Consider the following 12,278-nt stretch of genomic DNA (forward strand, 5'->3'; position numbering starts at 1 on the left):
ATGCGAGCCGTCGGGGTACCGGCGTCCGACGTCCGACGCCGGATCGCCGAGGAGATGAAGGACGACGTCTCGTGGGACCGCGTGCTCAACTCGATCTGTACGGAACCGCACCCTCTCGGCGTGGAGATGGCGGCCGCCGCGGCGCACACCAACCTCGGCGACGTCCGTATCTTCCGCGGCACCAAACGGATCGAGCGCAAGGTCGTCGAGCTTCTGCTGTCGTTCCTCGGCAACGCCGACGGCTCGGGGAACCTGGTCTCCGGGGGAACCGAGGCCAACCTCATCGCGATGCTCGTCGCCCGTGAGTCGGCCCGCGCCCGAGGACGGCTGACCGCTCGGCCCGAGGTCGTCGTCAGCAGCACCGTGCACTTCTCCTTCGACAAGATCTTCGCGGTCCTGGGGCTCTCCGCGGTGGTCGTGCCCGTGGACGAGGCGATGCGGCTGCCGGCCGACGAGGTGGCGCGCCGGATCAACGACAACACGGTCGCCGTGGTCGCGACCGCGGGGAGCAGCGAGTTCGGCGTCGTCGATCCGGTGGACGAGATCGGTGCGCGGATCCGCGCACACGAGGTGCACCTTCATGTCGACGCGGCCACCGGAGGGTTCATCATCCCCTTCGCCCGCGACCTCGGGCACGACCTGCCGCAGTTCGACTTCTCGGTCGACGGCGTCGACTCCATCACCATCGACCCTCACAAGTACGGGCTCGTCAATGTGCCGGCCGGTGCGATCCTCTTCCGGGAGGGAGAGGGCGCGGAACGCTTCTCCTTCGATTCCTTCTTCATCGGCACGCCTGTCCACAACACGTTCCTCGGCACCCGGCCCGGAAGCGCGGCGGTCGCGACGTACGCGGTGCTCGAGAACCTCGGGCGTTCGGGCTTCACGCAGATCACCCGCGCGAACTACGAAACGACCGGGTATCTGACGACCAGGCTCAAGGAAAAGGGCTTCGAGCTGCTGATGGAGCCCCAACTGAACATTGTCGCGGTCAAGGTCGCCCACGCTGCGCTGATTTCGCAGCGGCTCGAATCCTGGGGCTGGATCGTCTCCACGTCCAGGCGATTCGTCGAGACGATTCGTCTGGTCGTCACGCGGCATGTGACGCGCGACGTGGTGGACGAATTCGTTCCGGTGCTGGACCTCGCCCGCCACGAGATCGAGGCGGAGGTGGCCGACGGTGACCGAACCAAGTGAGCACGTCCGCCGGTCGACAGCGAAGCCCGGAGCCGCCCGATGAGTCTCTTCCGTGGCCCCAGTGTCACCGTGGCCGCCGCCCAGATGCGGATCGATCCCGGCATGCGGGAGGAGAACCAGGCGCGCGCGGCCGAGTTGCTGTCGACGGCGGCCGAGCAGGACGCCGACCTGGTCTGCCTGCCGGCCTCCTTCGCCACCGGCCTGAACTTCCCGACGCTGCGGGCGGACGCGACCACGAGCGACGGCCCTGTCGTCCAGTTCCTGGCCGATCAGGCCCGCGGCCTCGGAATCCACATCGCCGCCGGTGTGCTGCTGGCCGACGGCCGCGACGTCTTCGACGCGGCCGTGCTCGTCGGCCCGTCCGGAGAACCCCTCGGCTGGTACCGCCGCGCATGCGTCTGGGCGGGCGAGTCCGACCACGTCTCCCCCGGGGCCCCCGGCACGGCGATCGACACGCCGGTCGGACGCGTGGGGCTCCTGGTCGGCTACGACATCCGGTTCCCGGAGGCCGGCCGGCAGTATCTGCTCCAAGGGGTCGACCTCATCGTCTGCGTGGCCAACCTGTTCGGACCCTACTCGCATCCGGTGCGGTCGATCTGCCGCGCGCGTGCCGCGGACAACGAATGCGCGCTGGTGTTCTCCAGCGGTGTCGGCGAGAACCGGTTCGCGGGCATGTCCTACCTCGGACGCAGCATGATCGTCGACGGGCTCGTGCAGGACGCGAGCCAGGACGCGGAGGCGGACGTCCTGGCGGAGGCCGCCCCCGCAGAGCGCGACACGGTGGTCCACGCACAACTGCACTGGCGGCAGCGGCGCAAGGTCCGCGACCGCCTGCCGTTCCACGGCGATGTCCGCTCGACCTGGTCCACCACCTTTCAGGGAGGTTCCTGATGGGGGTGACACCCACGGGCGGGATGCGGGCGTCCCGCACCCCGCGCCGCTCGGACCAGCCCGGATGGTTCTCCGACGTACTGGGCCTCGTCGTCCTCGATCTCCGCCAGTTCTTCGACAACCGGCTGTTCGCGGTGTCGACGTTCCTGACGTCGGTCTCGATGGTCCTCGCCTTCGGCGCGGCGACGGACCAGATGGCGAGCCCGTCGCGCGGCGCCGCCAACTACTTCGGCTTCGTCTTCCCGGGGATCCTCGCCGCGGGCATCATGTTCAGCTGCACCTACACCGTGGGCTACACGATCATCATCGACCGCAATCGCAGGACGATCGAGGACCTGATCCTCTCGCCGCTGTCGTACTCCGGATTCCTGCTCGCCAGGTTCGTCGGCGTGGTGGTGAAGTGCTTCTTCCAGTTCGCCCTGGTCCTCGTGCTCGGCGTGGTGGTGTTCGACGCGAAAATCGACTCGACGGCACTGCTGGTGCTGTCGTTCGTCTCGGGCTGTATGACGTTCGCCGGTCTGGGAACGTTCATCGCGACCTACACGAACGAGGTCTCGTTTCCCGCGGTGGTGAACATCATCGTGATTCCGCTGATGTATTTCGCGGGGGTCTTCTTTCCGCTGCAGAATCTCGGAACGCTCGGGAAGGTCCTGGCGAAGCTGCCCTTGTCGGTGCATGTCGAAGTGTTCCGCGCGGCCACCGGGCAGGGGCCGTCCCCGTCGGCCCTGACCCTGTCTCTCACGGTGGCCTACGCGCTGCTGACCGTCGGGGTGGCCGCGTTCGCGTTCCGTCGGAGGATCGGTCATGGGTGACAGGCAAGCGGCGGAGCGGACGGCCGTCCTGTCCGTCTCGGGACTGGAGCACCGCGTCAGCGAGACGTTCCGGCTCGGCCCGATCGGGTTCTCGGTCCCCGCGGGCCAGGGAGTCGCCATCATCGGGACGAACGGCGCCGGCAAGAGCACGCTGATCCGACTCGTGGCCGGCCTCCTGCGCCCGGCCCGGGGCGAGGTGCTGGTGTGCGGCACGGACTCACGCCGCTGGGGCAAGGTCAGCCGCCACATCGGTTACGTCCAGCAGGCGAAGGAACTGCCCGACGGCGTCGGCGTCGAGACGTATCTCAGGCACCAGCTCAAGCTCCGGCGGGCGGAGGCCTCCCGCCTGGACGAGTTGATGGCGCTGGCCGACCTGGACGAATACCGCGATCAGTATGTGCGCACCCTCTCCGGCGGGAACCAGCGCAAGCTGCACATCATCTCCGCCGTCGCGCACCGGCCCGATCTCCTGATCCTCGACGAACCGACGACAGGTCTCGATCCCGCCGCCCAGCAGGCGCTGATCGACCTCCTGCGGGGCCTGAAGAAGGAGGGCGTCGTCGTGCTCTTCGCCAGCCATCAACGAGCGGAGCTGGACGCGCTCGCCGACTCCGTCGTGGTCCTGCACCAGGGACGGCAGGTCAAGGACGCCTCACTGGAGGACATCACCCGGTCGGGCGACCGGTCCAGCCTCGTGCTCGAGGCGTTCGCGGAACCGGACCTCGATCGGCTGCGCTCATGGGCGGCGCGGCTGGCGACGACCTACGAGCCGATCCGGTCCGCCCATGACACCGAAGGCGGAGTACGGGTCGAACTGGCCGGAGACGACCACCGAGGCGTCCTCGGGGAGATCGTCACCCGCGCCCACGGCCAAGGGGTCGTGCTCCGCTCCGTCAGCTACTCCCGACCCACGCTTGCGGACATCGTCCGATCCGTCGCCGGCCAAGACGAAAGGGGGAAGGTCTCATGACCATCACAACGACAACCACCAGCATGCCGTTCTGGAAGGAGTATCCGGAACGGGACAACGAGTGGGTGCGGCAGTACCCGACGAAGCACGTCCCCGTCACCGAGGAAGAGGTGTTCGAGTCCAAGCCGATGGGGGTGTACGTCCACGTACCCTTCTGCAACCGGCTCTGCTTCAGCTGCCCGTACATCAAGTTCCAGACCGTCCGGGATCTCACCCGCGCCTATCTGGACGCAGTCAAGGCCGAGATCACCAACTACGCGAACCGGCCGTACATCCAGGACCACGTCATCACCCTCGGCTACATCGGGGGCGGCACTCCGACCGCGCTCACCGCGCCGCAGCTCGACGACCTGCTCGGGCACCTCTTCGGCAGCCTGACCATCGCCGACGACGCTGACTTCTCCATCGAGACGACACCGGTGGACATCACCGAGCGCAAGGCGCGCGTGCTCCTGGACCGGGGGGTGCGGCGCATCAGCCTCGGTGTGCAGTCCTTCGTCGAGGAGGAACTGAAGAACCTCGGGCGGCCGAGCGATCCGGAGATGCTGAAGAACAGCATCCGGCTGCTCCAGGACTGCGGCTTCGAGAACATCAACATCGACCTCATGCACGGCATCAACGGGCAGACGATGGACGGCTGGAAACACAGCCTCGACGTGGCCATCGAACTCGGTGTGACCTGCGTGTCGTTCTACACGTACATGGAGTTCGCCCAGATCTCGACCAAGCGGCGCAAGCTCCCGTCCGTGCCGGAACGCGGCCTGGTCGACGAGATGTTCTTCGTCGCCGCGCAAAAGCTCGTCGAGAACGGCTTCAAGGGCTACTACGGCGACTGCTTCGCGAAGCCGGGGTACCAGCCGCGCTACGGCGAGACCTCCTGGAGCGAGGACGTTCCGATCATCCCGCTGGGCCCGACCGCCACCGGTCATCTGCGCGACCACTGGTACTTCAACGAGCCGGACCTCGGCAAGTACATCCAGACGGTGATGGACGGCCGGCTGCCGATCGCGATGGGCAAGCACATCACGCAGTCGGAGGCGATCCGGCGGTCGATGGTCCTCGGGGTGAAGGCCGGGCGGGTCGACCGGGAGCGGTTCCGCCGGCTGCACGGGGTCGACTTCATGGAGATGTTCCGCGCCGAGCTGGACGACCTCGTGGAGAAGGAACTGATCACCGTCAGCGAGACCGGCATCGAGGTGACGGGCCCGAAGGGCTGGTACTACCTCGACAACATCTCCAAGACGTTCTACTCGCCGGAGTACCGGCGCTATCCGCAGCATCTCGGCGCCGACATCTCCAACTTCGTCAGCCCCCAGCGGTCCCTGCCGCTGGAGGTCGTGTCGGGACCCGCGGGAAAGGGGGCGTGCCATGACCACTGACGCGCGACTGCTGGACCTGGCCGCACGAGTCCCGCTGGCGCGGCCGTACCCCGACATCGAAGGGGTGCGTGGCTACGATCTCGGGATGCGCCGCTCGGCGCTCATGGCGTACAAGCGGCCGACCGAACGGATCGTGGCCAACCTCCGGGAAGGAATGACCGACCTCGTGGAGGTCGGCTTCAACACGGGGCTGCTGTCCCTGCACGTCGGCGGCAGGTTCCCGGACGTGGCGATCTCCGGGGTCGAGGAGATCCAGAACCTGGTCGAGGTCGCGGAGGACAATCTGACGCTCGCCGTCTGGGCCAACATGGCGGGGGACGTCGAGTTCGAGATGGCCCGGCTGAACCACCTTCCGTTCCCGGACGACTCCGCCGACATCGTCTTCTCGTTCTCCTCCCTGCACCGTTGGAAGCGGCCGGTGGACACCCTCAAGGAGTGCGCCCGCATCTGCAAGCCCGACGGAGTCGTGATCATCGAGGACACGAACCGTCATGCCGAGGAAGGGCACATCACCTTCATCCTCCAGTTCGTGAAGGAGGGCGGCGACGAGTTCATGCGGTCCCTCCAGGCCTCGTACACCCCTGAGGAAGTGGCGGATCTGCTCGGGCAGGCCGGTCTTCAGGACTGGCAGGTGGCCGAGGAGGACCTGGGCCTCGTGATCTCCTCCCGCCCCCTCACCCCCGTGAGCCCGTGATGTCCAAGCTGACGATCGCCGTCGTCCAGATGGAGTCGAAGCTCGGCCGCAACGCCGCGAACTTCCGGCGGGCGGAGCGGTTCATCGGCGAGGCGGTCTCGAAAGGGGCCGACCTCGTCTGCCTGCCCGAGGCGTTCCTGACCTCCGGCAACATCCTCGAAGTCGCGGATGTGTCGGTTCCCATTCCGGGGCCGGAGACCGATCGCCTGTGCGCGCTGTCCGCGGAGGCCCAGATCCATGTCGTGGCGGGCCTCCTCGAGCGCGGTGACGACGGCAAGTACTACAGCACTTCGGTCCTGGTCGGCCCGGCGGGCGATCTCATCGGCACCTACCGGCGCGTGCACTGCCACGAACTGGAGAGCCGGTATCTGGCCGGTGGGTCGGAGTACCCCGTCTTCGACGTCGGATTCGGGCGCATCGGCCTCCTCCAGGGATACGACGTCAACTTCCCCGAGGTCGTCCGCGAATACTCCCGTCGCGGCGCCGAGGTCCTGGTGTGCTCGGCCCTCGTCCCCGAGATGTTCGCCTATGTGGCGAACATGCGGCTGCCCGTACGGGCCGTGGACTCGGAGTGCATTCTGGCGTTCGCGTCAGGCGTCGGAACGAATCTGTACGCCGGGTTCGGCTACATGGGCCGCAGTCAGATCCTGGCCGATCCACTCTTCCTGGAATCGGAACGGTTCGACTTCGAGGACGGGGACGAACGGATGGTCCTGCTCGGGGACACCGGGGAAGGGGTGGGCGTGGTCGACGTCGACCTCGGCCGCATGCGCAAGTACCGGGCCAAGGCGACCCTGCGCGCCGATCTGCAGCCGGCGACCTACTGGCAGGCCGTCGAGGGCGAGAGCGTGCCCTCGGCGGACACCTAGGAGTGACGTGCCATGCGTGTTCTACTCATCTCCACCAACAAGATCCGCGTACCTCGTCCCGCGCTGCCGATCGGCATGGCCTACATCAGCGCCGCCCTCAAACGGGCCGGGCACCAGGTGGATGTGCTGGATCTGCTGTGGGAGTCACGCGAACTCAAGGCGGTTCGCGAGCGGCTGACCACCAACACGTACGACGTGGTGGGAATCGCCGTACGCAATCTGGACAATCTCACGTTCATCGACCCGATCTTCTTCGGTCCGATGACCGAGAAGATCGTCCGGTGCGTACGGAAGTTCACCTCGGCCAAGGTGGTGCTCGGCGGCTCCGGATTCTCCGTGGAACCGATGTCCTTCTTCGAGTACGCCCAGCCGGACTTCGGCATCGCCGGTGAGGGCGAGGCGGGCATCGTCCAGCTCCTCGACTTCCTGGAATCCGGCGGCAGTCCTGGGGAGATCTCCGGCCTGTGCTATCTCGACCCGGAGGGCCGCTACTGCCAGAACCCCTCGAACTCCTCGTTCGACGTGGGCGCCCTGGAACCGGACCGGAGCGTCTACGATCCACGCTACTTCGAGGAGGGCGTCTCGGCGGCCTCCGACCTCACCCGGGAGACGCAGCCGGCGATCGAGACCCTGCAGACGAAGCGTGGCTGCAAGCTGTACTGCTCGTACTGCATCATCCGCAAGACCGAAGGAAAGGGGGACCGGTTCAAGGATCCGGCCGAGGTCGTGGGAGAGATCCAGCGCGCCATGGCCGAGAATCCGGAGGTCCGCGAGTTCGAGATCGTCGACGCGACCTTCAACTTCCCGCTGGAGTACGCGATGGAGGTCTGCGCGGAGATGGTCCGCGCGAAGCTGAACGTACCGTGGTACTGCCAGCTGACCCCCAACGCGATCACCCCGGAGTTCGTCGAACTCCTGGCCGCGGCCGGCTGCATCCGGGTCGACCTGGGAACGGACGCGCTGACCGACGAGGCGCTCCAGGACCTGACGAAGGGCTTCGACCTCGCGCGCGTGCTCGAAGTCGACCGCCTGTTCACGGCGAGCCCCATCGAGCACACGCACTGCATCTTCCTCGGCGGACCGGGCGAGACCTCGGCGGCCCTGCGGCAGTCGATCGAGTTCACCGAGCAGTATCTGAACCCGGCCCAGATATACGCGAATCTGGGAATCCGGATCCTCAGCGGAACCAAGTTGCAGCGCCAGGCGGTCAAGGCCGGGATCATGACGGAAGGGCAGGGCACCTTCGTACCCGCCTACTACGTCGAACCGGACATCCTCGCCGACCACGAAACCCTCGACTTCGTCCGGAACGCCTATCTGAGCCACAAGAACTGGTACCTGTGGTGGGGACTGCGCGGCCAGACCCTGACCGACAGGTCGGCTCAGACGATCGACACGGTCGCGGAGATGCAGAAGGAGTACGAGTACGTGATGGCCGACAAGCCGCGTCTGGAGCGGGCACCGCGGCGTCCCACCGTGAAACCGGTGTCGTTGACCCTTGGAACGATGCCGGGATGAACACCGAGGCGGTGGCCGAGCAGCTCCTGGAACAGCTCGCCAGCAAGGCGGACGGAGCCTTCGCACAGGGCATGCAGCGGTATTTCCCGAGCGAGATCAAAGCGCTCGGAGTCAGCAATGCCGCTGTGGTCGCCCTCGCGAACGACCACGTCCGAGCGAGGCCGGACACTCCCGCGGCGGCGAGGCTGCACCTGGCCGAGGAGGTGTTGTCGCGGGCGACGCACCACGAAGAGGTGCTCCTGGGCTTCGCGCTTCTGCACAAGGTCGCGAAGGCCGAGCTGGGACCCGAGCTTCTCGACCACTGCCTCGACTGGCTCGAACAGCATGTCTCCAACTGGGCACAGTGCGACGACCTGTGCCTGAAACTGCTGTACCCGTTCTTCCTCGGGCATCTCGACCAGATTCCGCGGACCCGGGCGTGGATCGAGTCCCCGTCGAGCTGGGCGAGACGTGCCGCCAACGTGGCGGTGGTGAAGTTCGTGCGGCGCAGGGTGGGAAGAGCGACGTACGAGCTGCCCCTGTCCCACGTCTTCGACAACTGCGTCCGGCTCATGCACGACGAGGACGTGTATGTGCAGAAGGGCTGCGGGTGGTTGCTCAAGGTCGCCGGCCAGGCCCACCCCGAGGAGGTCGAGGCCTTCGTGCGCCGATGGAGCGGCGACCTGAAGCGCGACACGTTCAGGTACGCGATCGAGAAGATGGACCGACAGACGCGAGCGTCACTGATGTCGCTCGGCAGAGAGGCAGGCCGATGAGTCCGGCGGGCGACTATCTCCATCGACGCGGCATCCACTGTGAGTCGGCCTGCCAGTGCAACATCCTGGCCGCCGGCGGACACGAGGTGGACGAGGACGTCGTGTTCGGCCTGGACGGCGGGTTCGGGTTCTCGTTCTATCCGTCTTCGGGCGGTGCGCCGGACATCGTGGTGGGCAAACAGGCCATCATGCCGCTGCGCGCGGTGCGCCTGATGGGCGTCGAGGTCGGCGCGCACACGCCACGGTCCGACAAGGGCCTGATGAAGCTGCTGGAATCGGCTCCCGCCGTCATGGCCAGGGTGGACCTCGGGCTGCTCCCGCACTGGGGCATGGCGGGGCGCACGTCCTTCGGCGGCTATTTCGTGAACGTCGTGCGCGCGGTCGACGGCGACGCCTTCGAGGTCTCCGATCCGGCCTTCGACGCGCCGGTCGTCGTGAGCGCCGACGCACTCGACGCCGCGCGCTCCAGCCGCGCCTCGCCGCCGCTCAACCCGGACTGGCGGGTGTACGTCTTCGGACCGCAGCGCAGCGCGCCCCGGCTGGACCGCGTAGGACCGGTGGCCGTGCGCAACCTCTGCCGCGAAGTGCTGAAGCCGGGCAGCAGGAACCTGGGGGTCCCCGGGATGAGGACGCTGGCGTCGGCGGCGATGTCGTGGCCGGAGTCGAAGCACGGTGAGGTCGAGGACGTCGACCTGGCCGGCAACGTGGTCGTCCGCGACGCGCTCTCGCGTCAAATGCTGCACCTGGGCCGCCAGATCGAGTCGTTCGGTACGGGAGGAGGGCTGTTCCGGCCGATCATCGGCCGCTTCCTGACGAAGGTCTCGGAGGCGGCCGGTGACCCTCGCTACGCCGAGCCGGCACAGCTGTTCTTCGAGAGCGGACGGATCTGGCAGACCCTGGGCGCCGCCCTGCTGGAGAGGGGCGCCGCCGACTCCCGAGGGGAACTCACCTCCCTCGCGCAGGAGGTGGCGGACGCGGTGCGGTCGGCCGCGGAACTCGAGAAGCGTGCACTGTCCGCGCTGGTCACGTTGTAGGGAGCGGGGGTCGAGACATGCCGAGCGCGGATGAGTCGATGGTGGTTCAGGGGCCGGAACGCTGGAACCTCCATGTGCGCGAGCGTCGGACGCAGGGCGGGTTCCGCCCGGAGCTGCGCGCCGCTCGCCTGCATGGAGCCGATCTGCGGGGCGCCGACCTCGCCGACGCGGACCTCACGGATGCCGTGCTGTCCGAGTCGTACCTGATGTCGGCCGACCTGCGCGGGGCGAACCTCGAAGGTGCGAATCTGTGTGAGGCCTACCTGATCCAGGCCGACCTGGTGAACTGCCGGCTCGTGGGGGCGAATCTGGAAGGCGCCGACCTCAGCGGCGCGGACCTCACCGGAGCGGTGCTCGATCCCGCCTTCCGCAGGTCCGCTGTGATCTCGGACTACCTCACGATCTGGCCGTAGGCGCCGGAACGTGGCTCGTCGGCCCTGGCGCGAAGCCCTGCGGGGTGCGCAAGACATGGGAGCGGATGACTATGGGAATGGAAAGCTCGCCGGGCGCCGCCGCGCGGTCCGTGGGACCCGCCGGCGGTAGCGGCAAGGAAGCGGTGGTGGTGGCCGACGCGGGCGACGAGTGGGGCGTGCGCCACCTCGACGTCGATGCCTACCTGGCGCGCGTCGGCCTACCGGATCTCGATCGGGCGCGGCCGGACGAACGGACCCTGCGGCTGCTTCACCGCGCGCATGTGGAGACGATCCCGTTCGAGAACATCGACATCGTCCTCGGCCGGGGTGTCTCGACTTCGATCCCCGAGGTCCAGGACAGGCTCGTCACCTCTCAGCGCGGTGGATACTGCCACCAGCAGGGTCTGCTGTTCGGCGCGGTCCTCGACAAGCTCGGCTATCGGGTCCGCCGGCTGCTCGCCCGTCCCCGGGAGCGTCCGGGCCGTCCGTGGCCGCGCACCCATCTGACCCTGCACGCCTTCGGGGCGGACGGCGACTGGCTGGCCGACGTCGGGTTCGGGGCCGGTCTCCTCGAACCGCTGCCGATGGCCGCCGGAGTCTGGAGGACGCAGGGGGACTGGGCGTTCCGGCTGGACGCCGAGGGGGAGGACCGCCGGCTCATGGAGCGGCTCGGCGCTTCGGAGAACCTCCTCTACTCGTTCTCCGGGATCCCTCAGTGCGCCGCCGATGTGGACGCGGCCAACTACTACACGTCGACCCACCCGGATTCACCGTTCACCGGGCAGCTGGTCGTGATGCAGCGGCGCGGCGGGGAACTGCGCCGGCTGCTCAACCGCGAGTACTCGCGGATCGCGCCGGACGGCTCCTCGACACGGATGGGGCATCTGGACGACGACGAACTGGCGGCGGTCCTGGTGGAGCAGTTCGGGCTGAAGCTCGACGCGCAGGAGGCGTGCGAGCTGGCGGCCAGGGTGCGGGACACGCGCTCCAGCCTTGCGGGAGGACCGTGACCGGCACGCCCGCGGGCGAGGTCAGGGGTGGGCCGGACCGACCGGTTGGCGGAGGATGGTGCGCAGCCTGTTCGGCGCCGTCCTGCGGGCGTCGGAGAGGTAGATCTCGTGATGGTGCCCGCGGGGGACCAGCTTCTCGGCGGGCATGAACTCGTCGTGCATCCGCGCGATCGTGGGAGCTTCCTGGTCGTAGGGCCCGAGGTGAAGGGTCTGTACGCACTGCCCCTCGGCGTAGTCGTCGAACCTCACGCGGTGCCCGGCGCTCAGGTTCTTCGTTCTCTCCACCTGGTCCATCGCCTCGTCGACCATGGCGGAGGTGACCCAGCCCGGCTGAACGATCATCAGCGTCCAGATCCACTCGTCCTGGTCACGGGTCTTGAAGACGCTGAGGTCGTCCGCCGACCACAGTCCTTCCAGCGGGCCGACGGTGTGGGTCCGGTCCACCTTCTTCTTGGCGATCGCGCGCACGGCGTAGGCCGTGGTGTACAGAGCCTCGACCACCGCGCGGTAGTCGGCCGACGTGTTGGGATTGCCGTGGCCGTCCACCATCAGGAAGCTCATGCGCGGCACGTCGACGATCTCGAACCGGTCCCGCCTGGCCGAGTACAGGTCTCGCCGTTCCTGCTTGACGTCGTAGTTGTCCATAAAGGCGTTCTCTCCATCGGAGGACGGGGTGAGCGGCTCCACGGCCGCATCCTAGCCGCGCGGCCTCGCGCGCTCAGCCGACTCGAGGACTCGA

13 protein-coding genes are annotated in these 12,278 nt (G+C 67.7%); 12 read left to right on the top strand and 1 reads right to left on the bottom strand.

The genetic code is table 11. The features are described from left to right. The 12 genes from mfnA to AQI95_RS18055 all read left to right on the top strand — a co-directional run bounded on the left by mfnA (window position 1) and on the right by AQI95_RS18055 (window position 11,539). A complete protein-coding gene (gene mfnA, locus AQI95_RS18000) occupies window positions 1–1,194 on the top strand; it encodes a tyrosine decarboxylase MfnA (protein ID WP_067124167.1) in 1,194 nt (397 codons plus the stop codon). A 39-nt stretch (window positions 1,195–1,233) separates the two neighbouring features. Continuing rightward, entirely contained in the window at window positions 1,234–2,085 is an 852-nt protein-coding gene (locus tag AQI95_RS18005; protein WP_067124169.1) for a carbon-nitrogen hydrolase family protein, read from the top strand. Beyond that, entirely contained in the window at window positions 2,085–2,897 is an 813-nt protein-coding gene (locus AQI95_RS18010; protein ID WP_244188776.1) for an ABC transporter permease, read from the top strand. The genes AQI95_RS18005 and AQI95_RS18010 overlap by 1 nt, the downstream gene beginning before the upstream one ends. Next, the gene (locus AQI95_RS18015) at window positions 2,890–3,867 is read left to right on the top strand and encodes an ABC transporter ATP-binding protein (protein WP_067124171.1); all 978 of its coding nucleotides are present in this window, start codon (window positions 2,890–2,892) and stop codon (window positions 3,865–3,867) included. Before AQI95_RS18010 ends, AQI95_RS18015 begins: the two co-directional genes overlap by 8 nt. Continuing rightward, entirely contained in the window at window positions 3,864–5,246 is a 1,383-nt protein-coding gene (locus AQI95_RS18020; protein WP_067124173.1) for a coproporphyrinogen-III oxidase family protein, read from the top strand. The genes AQI95_RS18015 and AQI95_RS18020 overlap by 4 nt, the downstream gene beginning before the upstream one ends. Beyond that, window positions 5,236–5,940, top strand: coding sequence for a class I SAM-dependent methyltransferase (locus AQI95_RS18025; RefSeq protein WP_067124175.1), 705 nt, complete (start codon window positions 5,236–5,238; stop codon window positions 5,938–5,940). The genes AQI95_RS18020 and AQI95_RS18025 overlap by 11 nt, the downstream gene beginning before the upstream one ends. Then, window positions 5,940–6,809, top strand: coding sequence for a carbon-nitrogen hydrolase family protein (locus tag AQI95_RS18030; RefSeq protein ID WP_067124177.1), 870 nt, complete (start codon window positions 5,940–5,942; stop codon window positions 6,807–6,809). The genes AQI95_RS18025 and AQI95_RS18030 overlap by 1 nt, the downstream gene beginning before the upstream one ends. Before the next feature lie 12 nt (window positions 6,810–6,821). Continuing rightward, entirely contained in the window at window positions 6,822–8,327 is a 1,506-nt protein-coding gene (locus tag AQI95_RS18035; RefSeq protein WP_067124179.1) for a B12-binding domain-containing radical SAM protein, read from the top strand. After that, window positions 8,324–9,082: a DNA alkylation repair protein gene (locus AQI95_RS18040; protein ID WP_067124182.1), complete on the top strand. Its 759-nt coding sequence runs from the start codon at window positions 8,324–8,326 to the stop codon at window positions 9,080–9,082. Before AQI95_RS18035 ends, AQI95_RS18040 begins: the two co-directional genes overlap by 4 nt. Continuing rightward, window positions 9,079–10,116 carry a BtrH N-terminal domain-containing protein gene (locus tag AQI95_RS18045; protein WP_067124183.1) on the top strand — a complete coding sequence of 346 codons (1,038 nt, stop codon included), beginning with the start codon at window positions 9,079–9,081 and terminating at the stop codon, window positions 10,114–10,116. The genes AQI95_RS18040 and AQI95_RS18045 overlap by 4 nt, the downstream gene beginning before the upstream one ends. A gap of 17 nt (window positions 10,117–10,133) precedes the next feature. Beyond that, window positions 10,134–10,529 carry a pentapeptide repeat-containing protein gene (locus tag AQI95_RS18050; protein ID WP_067124185.1) on the top strand — a complete coding sequence of 132 codons (396 nt, stop codon included), beginning with the start codon at window positions 10,134–10,136 and terminating at the stop codon, window positions 10,527–10,529. Window positions 10,530–10,606: 77 nt separating this feature from the next. After that, window positions 10,607–11,539, top strand: coding sequence for an arylamine N-acetyltransferase family protein (locus tag AQI95_RS18055; RefSeq protein WP_107121681.1), 933 nt, complete (start codon window positions 10,607–10,609; stop codon window positions 11,537–11,539). Window positions 11,540–11,560: 21 nt separating this feature from the next. Here the strand turns inward: AQI95_RS18055 and AQI95_RS18060 are convergent, their stop codons facing one another. Continuing rightward, window positions 11,561–12,226, bottom strand: coding sequence for a GyrI-like domain-containing protein (locus AQI95_RS18060; RefSeq protein WP_244188777.1), 666 nt, complete (start codon window positions 12,224–12,226; stop codon window positions 11,561–11,563). Window positions 12,227–12,278 lie beyond the last annotated feature (52 nt).

The sequence above is a fragment of the Streptomyces yokosukanensis genome, assembly GCF_001514035.1.
GTDB lineage: Bacteria > Actinomycetota > Actinomycetes > Streptomycetales > Streptomycetaceae > Streptomyces > Streptomyces yokosukanensis.